Below are 18,409 nucleotides of genomic sequence, written 5' to 3'. Positions count from 1 at the left end.
GACGCGAACATGCGGCGCGACGTAGGTTCGCGTATCGAAGTGCCGTCGGCTTCGACTGCGCTACCGCGATTGAAGGTGGAGCCAGATGCTCGATAGCGCGTGGGAGCTGCAGCGGCACGCGGAACGTTGCGAGGAAGTGCAGACCGGCTAGAAGAAGTCAGCGAGCATTGCGGCATCGCGCCACGCCTCGAAGCTCTTACCTGCGCTGACACCGCGGTCGCTTCGAAGGACATCTCTTGTGACTCCCGCATCCCGCGCGCGGCGAGCATCACGGGCGAACGCGAGACGCGAGGGATCAGACGGTGGGTTGTCGTAGAACTTCGCGTCGCGGAGCAGTGACTTCACGGTGTCCTGACTGACGCCGAGTGCGTCAGCGATATCGCTGCGTGACGAACCTGCACGCTGCATCGCGAGAGCCCGTGTCCCACGCTGGACGCGTGCCTTCATCGTGCTCCCTCCTGGCGGGTCGCCCAGCGCCCCGACATCGCTCCGCCCGGGAGTCGGCGGCGCCGTGGGCTGGAGCTCGCCGAAGTAGTCGGGAAGGGCGAGCGCCTTCGCGGCGGCCTTGAGCTGACGGATCTCTGCGGTCGTGAGCACGTCGTCGTCCAGCGCTACGACCTTGATCCCGTCGAGGAATCGCTTGTTCAGTGCGCCTACCTGCTCGCCGCCCATGCCGGCTGTCCCCGCGAGACGCGCAAGCACCTTCGCCTCATCGCCGGTGATCCGTCCATCGGAGAGTACCTCGGCAAGCGCGTCGAGATACGCCTCAGCGGCAGCGTCATTCGGTGCAAGCCCGGTGGTGGGCAGACGCGCCATGAGAGACTGCATCCAGCCGTCAGTTCCCTTGCGCAGCGCGACAGCTCGCGTCACCAATGGAAGTTGCCCGGCTGGGCTGTTGTGACTCCACGTCATCGGCCCGCCTGCGTAACGAACTGGAGACCGCAACTTGCTTGTCATCTGCGGCAGCAGTGCGGCCACTGCCCGCACATCGCCCAGTGCGGCATGCTTGTCGACGAGCGGGACGCCCGCAGCTCGTGCGATCGTGCTGAGCTTGTGGTTCGGCGTGGCGAATGTCTGCCGGCCGAGCCAGAGCGTGCACAGCGCCGGGATCGGAGAGATGTTGATACCCGCGCGCTGCAGTTCTCTCGCGAGGAACGCTTCCTCGAAGGTCGCGTTGTGTGCGACTACGACAGCGCCGCTCAATCGCTGCAGAATTTCGGGTGCCACGTCAGCGAACCTGGGCGCCTTCTCGACCTGCGCGTTGGTGATGCCGTGGATGAACGTCGGACCGACGTCGCGCCCCTGAGGGTTGACCAACGTCGCGAACTCGTCTTCGACCCGACCATCGGCGTCGACTCGCGCGACGGCGACTTCGACGATTCGGTCGCGCTCTGCGGAGAGACCAGTCGTCTCGAAGTCGATGACAGCGAACGGCCCATGGTGCTCCGAGCCCGCGCGCAGGGACGTGCCACCGTAGTGGAACAGCGGCCCACGCAGGCCCGGCTCAGCGAAGGGAATGTCCCGGCCCTCAGCGCTCCATGGCCGCGGGTCAGTGGCGCTCGGCGCGGTGGGCTCTCGCGTGTACGTCGGCGTCCTGGCGGGTGCCGCCTTGGAGCGACTGCGGGAGTCAGCGGCACGGGCCGTTGACCCAGCTCGCGCCCCTCGGGGTACCTCGTCGAAGAGGCTCGGTCGTGGTGGTCGAGCCTGTGTCGGCTTGGACGGGGGAGCAATCGATGCGCCTTTGGTCGCGAGATAGATACCGCAGACGACGACCAGAATGAGGAGTACCCAACCCATGTCTAGCACCGTAATTGTGCGCGACGGCGATTTCGGGCGAACGACGAAAGCGTCGCGGCTCACGCCGCAGAGGACCTCTGCACGTCAGGTGCCGCTCCAGGCGACCTCAGGAACTCGAGCTCGATCGGATCTCCCACATCTACTCGATCTCGGACACCCCCGCGTGCGACCCAACGAGAAGTGGCGGCTGACGCCGCGGGAGTTTCCGCAGGTCAGCCGCCACTTTCGACGACTCTGGAGAACGAGTTCGAGCTGTTCTCCTATATCTGAGCCTAGATGTCGTAGTACAGCTCGAACTCGTGCGGGTGCGGGCGCTGCTGCACCGGCTCGATCTCGTGCTCGCGCTTGTAGGAGATCCAGGTGTCGATCAGGTCGGGGGTGAAGACGTTGCCCGCGGTGAGGAAGTCGTGGTCGTCCTCGAGGGCGTCGAGCACCGCGCCGAGCGAGGTCGGGACCTGCTCGATCTCGGCCATCTCGTCCGGCGGGAGCTCGTAGATGTCCTTGTCGATCGGGGCGGCGGGCTCGATCTTGTTCTGGATGCCGTCGAGGCCGGCGAGCATCAGCGCGGAGAACGCGAGGTAGGGGTTGGCCGACGGGTCGGGGAACCGGGTCTCGATGCGCTTGGCCTTCGGGTTGGAGCCGGTGATCGGGATCCGGACCGAGGCGGAGCGGTTGCGCGAGGAGTAGACCAGCGAGATCGGGGCCTCGAAGCCCTTCACCAGGCGGTGGTAGGAGTTCACGGTCGGGTTGGTGAACGCGAGCACCGCGGGGGCGTGCTTGAGGATGCCGCCGATGTACCAGCGGGCGACGTCGGAGAGGCCGCCGTAGCCGGTCTCGTCGTAGAACATCGGCTCGCCGTCCTTCCACAGCGACTGGTGCACGTGCATGCCCGAGCCGTTGTCGCCGAAGATGGGCTTCGGCATGAAGGTGACCGACTTGTTGGCGTGCCACGCGGTGTTCTTGATGACGTACTTGAACTTCATCACGTCGTCGGCCGCGCGGAGCAGGGTGTCGAACCGGTAGTTGATCTCGGCCTGGCCGGCGGTGCCGACCTCGTGGTGCGACCGCTCGACGGTGAGGCCGACGTTCTCCAGGTTCTTCACCATCTGGTCGCGCAGGTCGCCGTAGTGGTCGTACGGCGCCACGGGGAAGTAGCCGCCCTTGAACCGCGTCTTGTAGCCCAGGTTGTCGCCCTCGGCGCCGGAATTCCACCAGCCCTCGACGGAGTCGATGTGGTAGAAGCCCTCGTTGGCGCTGGTGGAGTACCGCACCTTGTCGAAGATGTAGAACTCCGCCTCCGGCGCGAAGAACGCGGTGTCGGCGACGCCGGTGGTCTCGAGGTAGGCCAGCGCCTTGCGCGCCACGTTGCGCGGGTCGCGCGAGTAGGGCTCGCCCGTGATCGGGTCGTGGATGAAGAAGTTGACGACCAGCGTCTTCGACTCGCGGAACGGGTCGACGTACGCCGTGGTCGGGTCGGGGAAGAGCGCCATGTCGGACTCGTTGATCGCCTGGAAGCCGCGGATCGAGGAGCCGTCGAACCCGAGCCCGTCCTCGAACACCGACTCGTCGAACGTCGACACGGGGACGGTGAAGTGCTGCATGATGCCGGGCAGGTCGCAGAACCGGACGTCGACCATCTCGACGCCCTCGTCCTTGATGAAGCTGAGCAGCTCTTCGCTGTTGTTGAACATTCGTTCCTCCTCGGCTGAGCCGGGCTCAGCCTCCAGTCAGGATCGGTCTCGGGATCGAGGGTTCGCGGTCGGGCGATCCGGGACGCGACGCTGCGTGCCGACCTCTGCCCGGAAACCTAGGGAGAGGCCGTTTCTCGACCATCACCACTTTGTTTCGTCGATGTAACAGGTTTGTCGGGCTGCCAGCCTACGTCGGGGTTTACCGAGCGCGCGCACCGGTGAGAACCCGGGGGAGTGCGAGGAGGGTCCCAGGAGTGGGTCACGAGTTCTACATCGAGTACGACGGTTCCGGTGCGGCCGCGTCCCGGTTCGCGTCGAAGGCGCGCGAGCTCGCCGCGGCCGCGACCGACGGGGCCGAGGGCTCGCGGGTCTTCCCGGACGACCCGTCGAGCCACCTCGACGACCTGCTCCTCGGTCCGCTGCGCGCCGGCATGGACGTCGTCAACGCCGCCGACGACATCCTCACCGCCGTGGGCGGCCGGCTCAGCGCGTTCTCCCTGGAGCTGGAGGCCCTGAGCAGGCTCGTGAAGGACACCGTGCAGGTGACCAACGAGATCGACGTGGAGTACCGGCTCTGATGGCCAGCGAAGCGGCCCGCGCGCGTTACCCCTACCCGCTGGAGGACCCTGCGACGCTGCGGTCGCAGCAGCGCGCGGTCCACAACCTCGGGCAGCTGCTGCTCGACACCCACGCGGAGGTCGACGACGACGCGCTGCGGCTCGCCGAGTCGTGGCGCTCCGACACCGCCACGACCGCGGTCGCCGACGTCGAGGTGCTCGCCACGACGATGAAGGGCGACGGCGACCGGCTGGGCGACGCAGCCAGCGCCCTGGCGACGTACGTCGGCCACGTGGACGACGCGCGGGGCGACATCGACGGCATCCGACGGCGCTACGACGACGCGGTGGCCGAGCGGGCCGCCGCCGACCGGGACATGCCCGACGCCGTCGACACCCGGTTCGAGCGCGAGGAGCAGCGCGACATCAACCGGCAGGCCTTCGAGAGCACGGCTTCGGGGCTCGACGGCGAGTACCAGGGGGTGCTCGGCGATCTCCGGACCCGTGCCCGGCCGGTGCTCGACCAGCTCCAGCGCGTGCTCGAGCGCTTCGTCGGCACCGCTCCGCCGACGGGGTGGTCACTCGGCGAGGTGGCCTTCGACCGGGTGTCGGACCGGCTCGAGCTCACCGGCAACCGGATCGAGTACCGCCTCCGGCAGGAGGGCCTGCTCACGGGGCCGCTCCCGGAGGGCTACTACTCGCGGTGGCTGGAGAACGCCGACCGGCAGGGCGTGCCGGCGGAGACGATCGTCGAGATCGCCCGCGAGCACGGCATCACCGCGGAGGACTTCGAGGTCCTCGAGGGGCTGGAGGAGGTCATCGACCCCGACGGCAAGTCCTACTTCCTGCTGCCCGACGGGATCAGCGGCGACGACGCCCGCAAGGCGGTGCTGATGACCTACGTCCTCAACGCCGGCACCGACTACGGCGAGGGCCACGGCACCGACTTCACGCCCGAGGCGTACTCCGCCGACGAGGTGCAGCGGATCATCGACCGGCAGGCGGCCAACGACTGGTCCTACGACCAGGACGTCGGGTTCGTCCACGGCAACGGTGGCCGGCTGGTCACCACGCCCAACGGGATGCTGATGGGCCTGGGCGGCAACCTGCTGCAGGACGTCTACAGCCAGAAGGGCGGCACCGCCTGGGGCGACATCTTCATGGTCAACATCGACGACCCCGACGACGCGGCCGAGCAGCTGCGCGACATGGTGCGGTCGGGCAACGCGTGGTACGCCGACGACGACGGCGACCCCTACGAGGGCAGCCTCGACCTCGACCGTCTCCTGCACCACGAGGAGCGGCACTCCCGGCAGTGGGCCGACAAGGGCTACTGGGGCATGATCTGGGACGTGGTGACCGACAGCGACGGCATCGAGGAGGACGCCGGCCTCGGGGACGGCGGCTACCGGTGAGGCCGGCTCGGACGGCCGCGACGGCGGCCGCGCTGACCCTGGTCGTCGCGCTGGTCGCGGCGTGCGACGACGACACCGGCGACCCCGATGACGGGTGGGACCCCGACGCGCAGTTCGCGCCGTCGCTCCGCCCGGCGTTCGGCGTCCGTGTCACCGACGGCGACCTGCGGTTCTGGACTGGGTCGCCGTGCGCCCGGGTGACGCGGGTGGCGCTCGCGTTCGAGCCGGGCGACGCCGAGCTCGTGCTGACCGCCCGGAGCGAACGGGGCGCCGCGGTCGAGCACCTGACGCTCGCCGGACCGCCTCGCGGGCTCGAGGTGGCCGAGCCGCTGCCCGAGGGCTTCGACTGGCGCGAGGCGACGTCGGTGCGCCTGTCGGTCCACGGTTCCCCCAGCGGCTGGGGCTCGTCCGCCGACCTCGCCGAGGTGGTCGACGGGTCGGCCGACCACCCCGTCGACACCTTCTGGTTCCAGGACGTCGGCTGGCTCGACCCGGCGGAGGTCGCCGAGCGCGACGGCGAGACGTTCCTCGCCACCTGCACCCCCGACCCGGCGAAGGAGTGACAAGTCCGGCCGCCCTAGGGTGGACGCGTGCCCGACAGCTCGCCCCACAGCCTGCCGTTCGAGACCGCCTCCTGGGGGCGCCGGGTCCTCGCCCTGGTCGTCGACTGGATGGCGTCGTCACTGGTCGTCGTGGCGTTCGTCGGGCTCGAGGAGTTCACCCGGCCCGAGACCACGCCGGCGGACTTCTACCCGCTCCTCGTCTACGTGCTCGAGTCGGCGCTGTTCACCTGGCTGCTCGGCGGGTCGTTCGGCAAGCTCGCCACCCGGTTGCGGGTCGTGCCGGCCGACGGCCGGTTCCGGCCGATGAACCCGTTGCGGCTGCTGGCGCGGCAGGTGCTGGTCGCGCTGGTGATCCCGCCGCTGGTCTTCCGCCAGGACGGCCGTGGGCTGCACGACCTGGCCACCGGCACCGCGACCGTGCGGCTGGAGACCTTCCGCGCCCTGACCGGGCGCTGATCAGCGGCCGCGGAGGTTCTGCCGCAGCCCCTTCATGCTGGTGGGCACCGGGCCGCGGGGGAGCGGCACCTTCGGCCGCTGGGCGTCGAGCGCCTTGAGCCGGTAGAGGATGTCGGTCATCTCGGCGGGCTTGACCTGGCGGCCGAGCTTGCGGACGTGGCGGACCAGCTCGGGCAGCCGCACCTGGCCCTCGCCCGGGCCGACGACAACCTCGTGCACGGGGAACTCCGCGGCGACCCGCTCGTGCTTCTTCCGCTCGCTGGTGAGCAGCGGGCGCAGCCGGCTGGCGTTGCCCTCACCGACGAGCACGATCCCCGGAGGGCCCACCACGCGGTGCACCATGTCCTGCTGCTTGGTGAAGCCGATCATCTCCTCCAGCTGCCACCCGCGGCGCAGCATCGTGAGCGCCCGGGCGGCCGCTCCGAGCTGGCCCTCGAGCCGGGCGTACGCCGCCCGCTGGGCGCGCCGGCTGAACACGATCATCATCGCCAGCAGGCCGACGAGCACCCCGCCGACGATCGCCATCACCAGCGCGAACGTGCCGCTGCCGGGGAGGATCCAGAAGATGCCGAAGCCGATGGCACCGAAGACCAGGAACGCACCGAGCATCCACCACGGAAGCGCCCGGTCGACCTCCTTGGACATCCGGAACGTCTCGACGACCTGCTGCCGTCGGCTCATCTTCGCGGGGTCGATCTGCTTCGCCATCGTGCGGGGTGCCTGACTTCCTCGGTGCTGCGGGCTTGCGGTTGCTGCGGAAAGGGCGGGCTCTCAGGCCGTGGCCCGGTCGCGCGCGTCCATCGCCTGACGGTACAGCCGACCCGCCCGGTAGGACGAACGGACGAGCGGCCCGGACAGCACGCCGGCGAACCCGATCTCCTCGGCCTCCTGCTGGAGCTCCACGAACTCCTGCGGCTTCACCCACCGCTCCACGGGGTGGTGGCGCACCGACGGCCGGAGGTACTGGGTGATCGTGAGCAGCTCGCAGCCCGCCTCGTGGAGGTCGCGCATCGCCTGGCTGACCTCCTCGCGGGTCTCGCCCATGCCGAGGATCAGGTTGGACTTCGTGACCAGGCCGAAGGCGCGCGCCTGGGTCAGCACGTCGAGCGAGCGCTCGTAGCGGAACGCGGGACGGATCCGCTTGAAGATCCGCGGCACCGTCTCGACGTTGTGGGCGAGCACCTCGGGACGCGACTCGAACACCTCGGCGAGCAGCTCGGGACGGCCGTTGAAGTCGGGGATCAGGTTCTCGACGCCCGTGTCGGGGTTGAGCTCGTGGATCGCCCGCACCGTCTCGGCGTACAGCCAGGCACCGCCGTCGGGGAGGTCGTCGCGGGCGACGCCGGTGATCGTGGCGTAGCGCAGCTCCATCGTGCGCACCGACTCGGCCACCCGGCGCGGCTCGTCGCGGTCGAGCGGCTGCGGCTTGCCGGTGTCGATCTGGCAGAAGTCGCAGCGCCGGGTGCACTGGTCGCCGCCGATGAGGAACGTCGCCTCGCGGTCCTCCCAGCACTCGAAGATGTTGGGGCAGCCCGCCTCCTGGCACACCGTGTGCAGGCCCTCGGACTTGACCAGGGAGTGGAGCGCGGAGTACTCCGGCCCGATCTTCGCCCGGGTCTTGATCCACTCCGGCTTCCGCTCGATCGGGGTCTGCGCGTTGCGCACCTCGAGGCGGAGGAGCTTGCGACCTTCGGGCTGCGGGGCGGGAGCGGTCGTCACGCGCTCCAGACTACTCGGCGGGCGTCGCGCGGCCCGCGCCCGGCCCGCCCGGCTCAGGGCACGTCGCGGCGCCGGAACGACACGACCGACGCGGCGACCGCGGCGAGGAGGATCGCGGAGACGTACGCAGCGCCGCGGCCGAGCGGCAGCACCCGCTCGACCCCACACATCTCGGCGCTCCCCGGTCCGCACGGCTCGTCGACCCAGTAGGTCGCGCCGTCGAGGACCACCGCGGCGAGGTTGAGGCCGGGGTTCCACACCGAGTCGACCCCGATCACCGCGAGCACCACGCCGCCGGCGAGCCCCAGGGCGAGGAGCGTGCCGAGCGCCGCCACGGTGCTGCGGAAGAGCATGGTGAGGGCGTAGCCGGCCAGCGCCACGCCGCCGGCGACCAGGGCGCCGCGGCCGCCCATCTGCAGGCAGTCGACCAGCACCCCGTCGCGGACCCGGAGGTCGCGACTGCCGGCGACGAGGTAGAGCGCCAGCCAGTAGGCGGTGACGACCACCGCGGTCACCGCTGCCGCGAAGGCGGTCACGACCGCGCCCTTGGCCACCCACACACGGGTCCTGCGGGTCTCGAACAGCAGCTGGTTGCTGACCGATCCGCTCGCCCAGTCGTGCCCGGCGAAGGTGGTGCCGACGAGCAGCATCAGGATCGCGAGCACGATGACGACGGCGAGCCCCGAGCCCTCGTCGCGCTCCTCGGCCAGCCGCAGCTCGTCGTACCAGAGGTACTCGTCGACCCGCGGGGTGAGCGTCTCCTCGCAGGCCGCACGCAGGTCGGCCGCCCCTGCCGGGACGCCGTACTGCCGCGGCCGATCGGTGCACCGCTCGACGTCGCGCTGCCACCAGCGCGAGGAGACGTCCCGCGCGATCGCCTGCTCGGCCTGTGCCCGGTCGGCCTCCGACGGGGGAGCGGTGTTGAGGACCCGGGCGACGCCGATGACGAGCGGGACCACGACGGCGAGAGCGAGGAGGACGAGGACCGCGCGCCGGCAGAGGAGCCGGGTCAGCTCGACCCGGAGCAGGCGGCTCATGCGGCACCTCCGGCACGCTGCGCCGCCGTCGGCTCACCCAGCTGCTCGCCCTCGGTGAGCTCGAGGAAGTAGGACTCGAGGTCCGCGCGCAGGGGGGCGAGCTCGGTGAGCCAGATCCCGGCCTCGCCGAGCACCCGGGTCAGCTCGCCCGGGTCGTCGGCCTCGACGTGGACGGCGCCGTCGACGTGGCTGGGGACGAACCCGGCGCGGTCCAGCACCTCCGCGGCGGCCGCGGTGTCCGGCGCGACCAGCCGGTACGCCGACCCACTGCCGAGCAGCTCGTCGACGGTGCCGGACGCCAGCAGCCGCCCGGCGCCGATGATCGTCGCGCTGGTGCAGACCTGCTGCACCTCGGCGAGGATGTGCGAGCTGAGCAGCACCGTGACACCGGACGAGCCCAGGTCACGGATGGTCTCCCGGATCTCCCGGATGCCCGCGGGGTCGAGGCCGTTGGTCGGCTCGTCGAGGATCATCAGGTCCGGCTGCTTGAGGAGGGTCGCCGCGATCGCCAACCGCTGCTTCATGCCGAGGGAGTAGGACCGGTAGCGGTCCTTGTCGCGGCCGGTGAGGCGGACGGTCTCGATCGCGTGGTCGACGCGTGCGGGCGTGGCACCGATGGCGCCGGCGAGCAGCTGGAGGTTGCGGCGGCCGCTGAAGTTGGGGGAGAACTTCGGTGACTCCACCACGGCGCCCACCCGCCCGATCACGTGCGGGAGCTGGGCCGGCACGGGGCGCCCGAAGAGCCGCATCGTGCCTGCCGTCGGCCGCGCGAGCCCGAGGAGCATCCGGATCGTGGTGGTCTTGCCCGACCCGTTGGGCCCGAGGAACCCGTGCACGCCGCCTGCCGGCACGGCGAGGTCGAGGCCCTGCACGGCCACGCGGAGCCCCCCGCGCCGGCTGCGGAACTCCTTCCGCAGCCCGGTGGTCTCGATGACCAGCTCGCTCACCACACGCGCCCCCGTCCGGCGTCGTCCGTCGACGCCCGGACGATCCGACCACGCCGGGCGGTCCGGGCGCGCGGGGACACGCCGGGGCGCCGAGGGCGGTCGGCTGCTACCGCCCCGGCGTGAGCAGCGGCACCCGAGGGACCCGGCCGGGCTCGGGCCGCGGCTCGTAGTCGGGGGTCCGCACGTAGGGCTGCCAGGCCAGCAGGTCGGAGAGGTGGCGGCGGACCGAGGGCAGCACCTCGGTGACCGTCACCTCGCGGCCCAGCTCGCGGGAGAGGCTCGTGACGCCGGCGTCGTCGATGCCGCAGGGGACGAACCGGTCGTACCACCCCAGGTCGACACCGCAGTTGAGCGAGAACCCGTGCATGGTGACGCGGCGCCGGACTCGGATGCCGATCGCGGCGATCTTGCGTTCCGGCCCGCGGTCGTCGGCCCGCAGCCAGACGCCGGTGCGACCGGGCACCCGGGCGGTCGCGACGCCGAGGTCGCGGCAGACGGCGATCAGCGCCTCCTCGACGCGGCGCACGTAGTCGACGACCTTGACCTGGTCGGGCAGCTCGACGATGGGGTAGCCCACCAGCTGTCCCGGACCGTGGAAGGTCACCTTGCCGCCGCGGTCGACGTCGACCACCGCGGCGCCGCCGGGGTCGGCGGGTCGCTCGTGCGGGTCGGTCCGCCGACCCGCGGTGAAGACGGGTGGGTGCTCGAGGAGCAGGACGGTGCCCGGCCGGGCGCCGTCGGCCACCTCGGCGTGCACCCGGCGCTGGAGCTCCCAGGCCTCGACGTAGTCGACGGGTGTGCCCCCCAGGCCCAGCTCCTGGAACTGCAGCTCGCTCACGACCGCGAGCCTACTCCGGGGCCGCGGCCGCCCTGTGGAGAGCCGGGTGCGCCCGACCGCCGGTCCGGGGTAGGACGGACCCATGCCTGGCCGCCACTCGCACCGGCCACGGGCCCGGCTCCGCGGGCCGGTGGCGCTCCTCGCCACGGTCGCAGTGGCGGCCGGGACGGTGTGGTCCTGCTCCGACGACCGGGCGCCACAGGAACGGCCGGCCACCGTCGCCCGGCAGGGGGAGGCGTCCCGGGCGGGGCGCACGCCGGGCGCGGTGGCCGTGCTGCACTCCTGGGACCGGGCCCGCGCGGCCGCGTGGGCGCGCGGGGACGTCGGTGCGCTGCGCCGGCTCTACCTGCCGGGATCGGCGGCCGGTGACCGCGACATCGCGATGCTGCGGCGCTGGTCGGCGCGCGGGCTGCGGGTCCGCCGGGTGCGGATGCAGGTCCTCGCCACCCGCGCCCGACTGGCGACGGCCGACCGGCTGGTCCTCGTCGTCACCGACCGGCTCGCGTCCGGCGCCGTCGTGGAGCGGACCGCCGGCCCGACCGACCTCCGGCTGCCGCGCGACGGTGTGAGCACCCGGCGCCTGGCGTTCCGACGTACGGCGGACCGCTGGGTGCTCGCGTCGGTCCGCGACGTCGCCGGGTGACCGGGCCTCAGCGCTCGCCGGCGGTCCCAGCGCGCACCACCGCCGCCACGTCGGGGTCGTGGAACTCGTAGCCGAGCGTGAGGAGCCGCTCCGGCCGGGTGCGCATCGAGCCCAGCACCTCCGAGGTGAGCCGCCCGGCCGCCCGCACCGCCGGGCGCGGCGCGTGGAGCACTGCCGGCCGGCCGACGGCGGCCGCCAGCGTCGCCGTGAACTCCGCGTTCGTCGGTGTCTCGACGCAGCACAGGTTGACCGGCCCCGACGCCGTCGGGTGCTCGACGACGTACGCCGCCGCGCCGACCCAGTCGCGCAACGAGATCATCGGCAGGTACTGCCTGCCGGAGCCGAGCCGGCCGCCGAGACCCAGCCGGAACTGCAGCAGCTGCTGCTTCAGCGGCGGGCTGGTGCGGTCCATCACCGGCGCGGTGCGCAGCACCGCGACCCTGGCGCCGGCCGAGGCCGCCGGGGCCGTGGCCGCCTGCCACTCGCGGCAGACCGTCGTCATGAACGCGTGACCGCGCGTGTCGGCGTCCTCGGTGAGCACGGCGGCGCCGTGGTCGCCGTACCACCCGACACCGTTGCCCGCGACGAACGCCGGCGCGGTGCCCGCCCGGGCAGCGGCGGCGATCGTCTCGGCGAGCAGGCCGGTGGTGCGGAGCCGGCTCTCCCGCAGCCGGCGGGCCCACCGCGAGGACCACGGGTTGCCGAGCGTCGGCGAGCCGGCGAGGTTGACGACGACGTCGGCCGACGCCACCAGGTCGGCGTCGACGCGGTCGGCGTCCGGGTCCCAGCTCGACTCGGCGGCGGACCGGGCCGGGCGCCGGACCAGCGCCGTCACCCGGTGTCCCCGCCGCTCGAGCTCGGCCCGCAGGTGACCGCCGAGGAACCCCGAGCTGCCCGCCATCACCACGTGGAGCGACGTCATGGCGCCCACCCTGCCATGCCACGCGCCGGAGCGAGCCACTCCGACGTCGCCGACACGCCGGCACAAGATGTCGTCCCGCACGACGAGTCGACCCCCACATATGGTGGTGCCGCAGCTGGTTCGAGAGCCCCTCGGGGCGATCGAGGAAAGAGGGAACCCGGTGCGAGTCCGGGACTGCCCCGCAGCGGTGAGTGGGAACGACCGCCGTCAACAGCACTGGGACGCAAGCCGGCGTCCTGGGAAGCGACGGTCAGTAGGGGTCGGGGCCAGGCAGGTGCCTGGCTGCGGCGAGCCCGCGAGTCCGAAGACCTGCCAGCGCACCACGCCCGCCGGGCGTGGTGGTCCGAGGCCTCGAGGGAGGGCCGACGGCTGGTCGGTGGCGCGCCGCGCGCGGCTGCCCGTGCCCGTCCTCCCGCGACGCCCGGACCGTCCAGGACCGATCTCGCGAGGAGAGAGAAGTGACGGTCACTGCCACACCAGGGCGCACCCCGATGCGGGTGCGCAAGCGCAACGGGGACACCGAGCCCGTCGACGTCGACAAGATCGTCCGCGCCGTCGACCGGGTCGCCGGCGACCTGCCGGACGTCGACCCGATGCGGGTCGCGACGCGCACGATCAGCGGGCTCTACGACGGCGCCACCACCGCGGAGCTCGACCGGCTGTCGATCCAGACCGCCGCGGAGATGATCGGGGAGGAGCCGGAGTACTCCCGGCTCGCTGCCCGCCTCCTGGCGGGCTACATCGACAAGGAGGTGCGCAACCAGGGCGTCGCCTCGTTCAGCCAGGCGGTCGCGCTCGGCCACGCGGAGGGGCTGATCGGCGACGAGACCGCCCGGTTCGTCAAGGACCACGCGCGCAAGCTCGACTTCGCGGTCGACCCCGAAGGGGACCGCCGGTTCGAGTACTTCGGGCTGCGGACCGTGTACGACCGCTACCTGCTCCGCCACCCGTCGACCCGGCTCGTCGTCGAGACGCCTCAGTACTTCCTGCTGCGCGTCGCGTGCGGGCTGGCGACCACACCGGGGGAGGCGGTCCGGTTCTACCGGCTGATGTCGTCGCTGGCCTACCTGCCGAGCAGCCCGACGCTGTTCAACTCCGGCACGAGGCACACGCAGATGTCGTCGTGCTACCTGCTCGACTCGCCTCGGGACGAGCTGGACTCGATCTACAGCCGCTACCACCAGGTGGCCCGGCTGTCGAAGTTCGCCGGCGGGATCGGGCTCGCCTTCTCCCGTGTCCGGTCCCGCGGTGCGCTGATCCGGGGCACCAACGGGCGTTCCAACGGCATCGTGCCGTTCCTGCGCACGCTCGACGCCTCGGTGGCCGCGGTCAACCAGGGTGGTCGCCGCAAGGGCGCGGCCTGCGTCTACCTCGAGCCGTGGCACCCGGACATCGAGGAGTTCCTCGAGCTGCGTGACAACACCGGGGAGGACGCCCGTCGGACGCACAACCTCAACCTCGCGAACTGGGTCCCGGACGAGTTCATGCGCCGGGTGGAGGCCGACGAGGAGTGGTCGCTGGTCGACCCCGACCAGGCACCGGAGCTGCCGGACCTGTGGGGCGACGCCTTCGACGCGGCCTACCGCCGGGCGGAGGCCGAGGGACGGGTCGTCCGCACCGTGCGGGCGCGCGACCTCTACGGCCGGATGATGCGCACCCTCGCCCAGACCGGCAACGGCTGGATGACGTTCAAGGACGCGGCCAACCGCACCTGCAACCAGACCCGGGACGACGGCGGCCCGGTCGTGCACCTGTCCAACCTGTGCACCGAGATCATCGAGGTCTCCTCCGACGAGGAGACGGCCGTGTGCAACCTGGGCTCGGTGAACCTCGCCCGCCACCTCGCGGAGGGCGACCTCGACTGGGAGCGGCTCCGCGACACGGTGCGCACGGCCGTGCCCCTGCTCGACCGGGTGATCGACATCAACTACTACCCGAGCCGGGAGGCGGCCCGCTCCAACCCGCGGTGGAGGCCGATCGGGTTGGGCTTGATGGGTCTGCAGGACGTGTTCTTCGCACTCGGGCTGCCCTTCGACTCCGACGAGGCACGGGAGCTGTCGACCCGGATCGCGGAGGAGGTGTACCTGACCGCGCTCGAGGTCTCCTGCGACCTCGCCGCCACCTTCGGGCCGCACCCGGCGTTCCCCGAGACGCGCGCGGCGGGCGGGCAGCTGCAGCCGGACCTGTGGGACGTCACGCCGACCCAGACCGAGCGCTGGGCGGCGCTGCGCGAGCGGGTGGCCGAGCACGGGCTGCGCAACGCGCTGCTGGTCGCCATCGCTCCGACGGCGACGATCGCGTCGATCGCCGGCTGCTACGAGTGCATCGAGCCGCAGGTGTCCAACCTGTTCAAGCGCGAGACCCTCTCCGGGGAGTTCCTCCAGGTCAACACCGCCCTGGTCCGGGAGCTCAAGCAGCGCGGCTTGTGGACACCCGAGGTGCGGGAGGCGATCAAGCGCGCCGAGGGCTCGGTGCAGGACGTGCCGGCCCTGCCGGAGGAGGTGCGGCGGCTCTTCCGCACTGCCTGGGAGCTGCCGCAGCGGGCGCTGATCGACCTCGCCGCGGCGCGTGCGCCCTATGTCGACCAGAGCCAGTCGCTCAACCTCTTCATGGCCGGCCCGTCGATCGGAAAGCTCTCGTCGATGTACCGCTACGCGTGGCGCGCGGGACTGAAGACGACGTACTACCTGCGCTCGCGGCCCGCCACCCGGATCCAGCAGGCGACCGTCGCGGTCGCCCCGGCCACCCGACCGGCCACCCTCCCGGCCAGCCAGAGAACCACCCCGACCGACCAGGAGGCAGTCGCCTGCTCCCTGGAGAACCCCGAGACCTGCGAGGCCTGCCAGTGACCACCACCGAGAACCCCACCGCCGCGACCGACCACTCCGAGACCCGGATGCTGCTCGACCCCGGGATGAACCTGACCCTGCGCCCGATGCGGTACCCGCACTTCTACGACCGGTACCGCGACGCCATCAAGAACACCTGGACCGTCGAGGAGGTCGACCTGCACTCCGACCTCGCCGACCTCGACCGGCTCACCGACGCCGAGCGGCACCTGGTGTCGCGGTTGGTGGCGTTCTTCGCGACCGGTGACACCATCGTCGCCAACAACCTCGTGCTCAACCTCTACCAGCACGTCAACTGCCCGGAGGGCCGGCTCTACCTGTCGCGCCAGCTCTTCGAGGAGGCGGTGCACGTCCAGTTCTACCTGACGCTCCTCGACACCTACGTGCCCGACGAGGCCGAGCGGCACGCGGCGTTCGCGGCGGTCGACAACATCCCGTCGATCAAGCACAAGGCGGACTTCTGCTTCAAGTGGATCGACTCGGTCTTCGCGCTCGACCGGCTGGAGACGCGCGAGGACCGGCGGGCGTTCCTGCTCAACCTGATCTGCTTCGCCGCGGTCATCGAGGGGTTGTTCTTCTACGGCGCCTTCGCCTACGTGTACTTCCTGCGCTCGCGAGGCCTGCTCAACGGACTCGCCTCCGGCACCAACTGGGTGTTCCGCGACGAGTCGATGCACATGGCGTTCGCGTTCGACGTCGTCGACACCGTCCGGCAGGAGGAGCCCGGGCTGTTCGACGACGAGCTGGCGGCGCAGGTGCGGCAGATGCTCGTCGAGGGCGTGGACGCCGAGGCGCAGTTCGCCGAGGACCTCCTCGGCGGGGGCGTCGCCGGTCTCTCGACCGCGGACATGCGCGCCTACCTCGAGCACGTCGCCGACCGCCGGATGCAGCGGCTCGGCCTCGAGCCGATCTACGGGACGGCGAACCCGCTCGCGTTCATGGAGCTGCAGGACGTCCAGGAGCTGTCGAACTTCTTCGAGCGCCGGGTCTCGGCCTACCAGGTCGGCGTCAAGGGCACCGTCGGGTTCGACGAGGACTTCTAGCCGGTACGACGAGCGCCGGGTGCCCTCGCGGGCACCCGGCGCTCGTTCACGGCTGTCGGTCGTCGTCCCTCACACCTCGAACTTGCCGGCCTCGAGGCGCTTCTTGACGTCCTGGAGGAACCGGCCGGCGTCGGCGCCGTCGACCAGCCGGTGGTCGTAGGTCAGGGCGAGGTAGACCATGTGCCGGACGGCGATGGTCTCGCCGAGCTGCGGGTCGTCGATGACGACCGGCCGCTTGACGACCGCGCCCGGGCCGAGGATCGCGACCTGCGGCTGGTTGATGATCGGCGTGTCCCAGAGGGCGCCGACGCTGCCGAGGTTCGTGATCGTGAACGTGCCGCCGGACAGCTCGTCGGGGCCGATCTTGTTGGTGCGGGTGCGCTGGGCGATGTCGGCGATCTTCTTCGCCAGGCCCGAGATCGACAGGTCGCCGGCGCCCTTCACCACCGGGGTGATGAGGCCCTTCTCGGTGTCGACGGCGATCGCGAGGTGCTCCTGGTCGTGGTAGGTGACCGTGCCCGCCTCCATGTCGAGCGTCGCGTTGAGCGCCGGGTGCTCCTTGAGCGCGTCGATCGCCGCCTTGGCGAAGAACGGCAGGTACGACAGCTTCACGCCCTCGCGGGCCACGAAGTCCTGCTTCACGCTCTCGCGCAGTCGGGCGACGTTGGTGACGTCGACCTCCACCACCTGCGTGAGCTGGGCCGACACGTGCAGCGACTCGACCATCCGCTCCGCGATGATCTTGCGCAGCCGGCTGACCTTCTCCGTGCGCCCGCGCAGCGGCGACGGGCTCGCCGGCGCCGGCGCGGAGGAAGCCGGGGAGGCCGCGGCGGGGGAGGCCGCAGGGGCCGCCGCCGGGGCGGGCTGGGACTTCTTCGCGGCCGCGTCGAGCACGTCCTGCTTGCGGATCCGGCCGCCGACGCCGGAGCCCTGGACGGTCGCCAGGTCGACGTCGTGCTGCGCCGCGAGCTTGCGCACCAGCGGCGTCACGTAGCCCGGGCCGTCGCCGCTCGGCGCCGACGGCTGCGGCTGCTCCTGCTTCTCCTCCTGGCGCGGCGCAGGAGCCTGCTCCTGCTGCTGGGGCGCCGGCTTCGGCTCTTCCTGCTGCTGGGGCGCGGGCGCCTCCTGCTGCTGCGGCTCCGGGGCCTGCTCCTGCTGCTGCGGCTCCGGAGCCTGCTCCTGCTGCTGCGGCGCCGGACTGCCGGAGCCGATGATCGCCAGCTCGGCGCCCACCTCGACCGTCTCGTCCTCGCTCGCCTTGATCTCGAGCAGGGTGCCGGCGACGGGGGAGGGGATCTCGGTGTCGACCTTGTCGGTGGAGACCTCGAGCAGCGGCTCGTCGACGGCCACCTCGTCCCCGACCTGCTTGAGCCAGCGGGTGACGGTGCCCTCGGTCACCGACTCGCCGAGCGCGGGCAGGGTCACCGGCGTGCTGTCGCCACCACCGGACCGGCCACCCGACTGCTCACCCGACTGGCCACCCGACTGGGGCGGGGTCTCGGAGCGCGGCGGCTCGGGTGCCGAGGGCTGCTCGGCCGGCGCCGGCTGCTGCGCCTGCGGGCTCGGCTCCTCCTGCTCGGCGCTCTGCTCCTCCTGCTGAGGCGCCTGCTCCTCCTGCTGCCCGGACTGGTCCGGCTCGGGCGCGTCACCGGAGCCGGCGGAGGCCTCGTCCTCGGCGCCGACGATCGCGAGCACGGCACCGACCTCCACCGTGTCGTCCTCGTTGGCCTTGATCTCGAGCAGGGTCCCGGCGACGGGGGAGGGGATCTCGGTGTCGACCTTGTCGGTGGAGACCTCCAGCAGCGGCTCGTCGACCGCGACCTGGTCGCCGACTTGCTTGAGCCAGCGGGTGACGGTGCCCTCGGTGACGGATTCGCCGAGTGCCGGGAGGTTGACTTCGGTGGCCATGGATTCCTCGTCTTCGCTTGGGTC

The 18,409-nt window shown here is 71.6% G+C and carries 16 protein-coding genes and 1 riboswitch; of the genes, 7 read left to right on the top strand and 9 right to left on the bottom strand.

Annotated elements, in window-relative coordinates; all coding sequences use genetic code 11:
- Positions 1-147 precede the first annotated feature (147 nt).
- Positions 148-1,860, bottom strand: a complete 1,713-nt coding sequence (locus MF406_RS18290) for a 3'-5' exonuclease (protein WP_242897995.1) — start codon at positions 1,858-1,860, stop codon at positions 148-150.
- A 209-nt stretch (positions 1,861-2,069) separates the two neighbouring features.
- Positions 2,070-3,488, bottom strand: a complete 1,419-nt coding sequence (glnA, locus tag MF406_RS18285; RefSeq protein ID WP_242897994.1) for a type I glutamate--ammonia ligase — start codon at positions 3,486-3,488, stop codon at positions 2,070-2,072.
- Positions 3,489-3,742: 254 nt separating this feature from the next.
- Here glnA and MF406_RS18280 point away from each other — a divergent pair, with 254 nt between their 5' ends.
- From MF406_RS18280 to MF406_RS18265, 4 genes are read left to right on the top strand one after another with little or no spacing between them, the layout of a single operon-like run.
- Complete coding sequence (locus MF406_RS18280) at positions 3,743-4,066, top strand: hypothetical protein (RefSeq protein WP_242897993.1); 324 nt, start codon at positions 3,743-3,745, stop codon at positions 4,064-4,066.
- Positions 4,066-5,460 (top strand): hypothetical protein, encoded by a 1,395-nt coding sequence (locus MF406_RS18275; protein ID WP_242897992.1) that lies wholly within the window; start codon positions 4,066-4,068, stop codon positions 5,458-5,460. The genes MF406_RS18280 and MF406_RS18275 overlap by 1 nt, the downstream gene beginning before the upstream one ends.
- Positions 5,457-6,023 (top strand): hypothetical protein, encoded by a 567-nt coding sequence (locus MF406_RS18270; RefSeq protein WP_242897991.1) that lies wholly within the window; start codon positions 5,457-5,459, stop codon positions 6,021-6,023. The genes MF406_RS18275 and MF406_RS18270 overlap by 4 nt, the downstream gene beginning before the upstream one ends.
- A 27-nt stretch (positions 6,024-6,050) precedes the next feature.
- Positions 6,051-6,479 carry an RDD family protein gene (locus MF406_RS18265; RefSeq protein ID WP_242897990.1) on the top strand — a complete coding sequence of 143 codons (429 nt, stop codon included), beginning with the start codon at positions 6,051-6,053 and terminating at the stop codon, positions 6,477-6,479.
- On the opposite strand, the gene MF406_RS18260 is transcribed toward MF406_RS18265, so the two are convergent.
- The 5 genes from MF406_RS18260 to lipB form a co-directional block, all read right to left on the bottom strand.
- Complete coding sequence (locus MF406_RS18260) at positions 6,480-7,187, bottom strand: DUF4191 domain-containing protein (RefSeq protein WP_242897989.1); 708 nt, start codon at positions 7,185-7,187, stop codon at positions 6,480-6,482.
- Between the two features lie 63 nt (positions 7,188-7,250).
- Positions 7,251-8,198 carry a lipoyl synthase gene (lipA, locus tag MF406_RS18255; RefSeq protein WP_242897988.1) on the bottom strand — a complete coding sequence of 316 codons (948 nt, stop codon included), beginning with the start codon at positions 8,196-8,198 and terminating at the stop codon, positions 7,251-7,253.
- A 53-nt stretch (positions 8,199-8,251) separates the two neighbouring features.
- Positions 8,252-9,235, bottom strand: coding sequence for a hypothetical protein (locus MF406_RS18250; RefSeq protein ID WP_242897987.1), 984 nt, complete (start codon positions 9,233-9,235; stop codon positions 8,252-8,254).
- A complete protein-coding gene (locus MF406_RS18245) occupies positions 9,232-10,182 on the bottom strand; it encodes an ABC transporter ATP-binding protein (protein WP_242897986.1) in 951 nt (316 codons plus the stop codon). The genes MF406_RS18250 and MF406_RS18245 overlap by 4 nt, the downstream gene beginning before the upstream one ends.
- 106 nt (positions 10,183-10,288) lie before the next feature.
- Complete coding sequence (lipB, locus tag MF406_RS18240) at positions 10,289-11,020, bottom strand: lipoyl(octanoyl) transferase LipB (protein ID WP_242897985.1); 732 nt, start codon at positions 11,018-11,020, stop codon at positions 10,289-10,291.
- 82 nt (positions 11,021-11,102) lie between these two features.
- On the opposite strand from lipB, the gene MF406_RS18235 reads away from it, so the two are divergent.
- Positions 11,103-11,663: a hypothetical protein gene (locus MF406_RS18235; protein ID WP_242897984.1), complete on the top strand. Its 561-nt coding sequence runs from the start codon at positions 11,103-11,105 to the stop codon at positions 11,661-11,663.
- A 7-nt stretch (positions 11,664-11,670) separates the two neighbouring features.
- Here MF406_RS18235 and MF406_RS18230 read toward each other — a convergent pair whose 3' ends face one another.
- Positions 11,671-12,585 carry a TIGR01777 family oxidoreductase gene (locus tag MF406_RS18230; RefSeq protein WP_242897983.1) on the bottom strand — a complete coding sequence of 305 codons (915 nt, stop codon included), beginning with the start codon at positions 12,583-12,585 and terminating at the stop codon, positions 11,671-11,673.
- Between the two features lie 99 nt (positions 12,586-12,684).
- Positions 12,685-12,917: riboswitch (cobalamin riboswitch) on the top strand.
- A gap of 159 nt (positions 12,918-13,076) precedes the next feature.
- Between MF406_RS18230 and MF406_RS18225 the strand changes: the two genes are divergently transcribed.
- Both MF406_RS18225 and MF406_RS18220 read left to right on the top strand, forming a co-directional pair.
- Positions 13,077-15,434, top strand: a complete 2,358-nt coding sequence (locus MF406_RS18225) for a ribonucleoside-diphosphate reductase subunit alpha (protein ID WP_242898030.1) — start codon at positions 13,077-13,079, stop codon at positions 15,432-15,434.
- Positions 15,435-15,481: 47 nt separating this feature from the next.
- On the top strand, positions 15,482-16,477 hold the full coding sequence (locus MF406_RS18220) for a ribonucleotide-diphosphate reductase subunit beta (RefSeq protein ID WP_242898029.1): 996 nt from the start codon (positions 15,482-15,484) through the stop codon (positions 16,475-16,477).
- A gap of 69 nt (positions 16,478-16,546) precedes the next feature.
- Here MF406_RS18220 and sucB read toward each other — a convergent pair whose 3' ends face one another.
- Complete coding sequence (gene sucB / locus MF406_RS18215; protein ID WP_242897982.1) at positions 16,547-18,385, bottom strand: 2-oxoglutarate dehydrogenase, E2 component, dihydrolipoamide succinyltransferase; 1,839 nt, start codon at positions 18,383-18,385, stop codon at positions 16,547-16,549.
- Positions 18,386-18,409 lie beyond the last annotated feature (24 nt).

It is taken from the genome of Georgenia sp. TF02-10 (genome assembly GCF_022759505.1).
Taxonomy (GTDB): Bacteria; Actinomycetota; Actinomycetes; order Actinomycetales; family Actinomycetaceae; genus TF02-10.
This window is presented reverse-complemented; position numbering and strand designations above follow the sequence as displayed.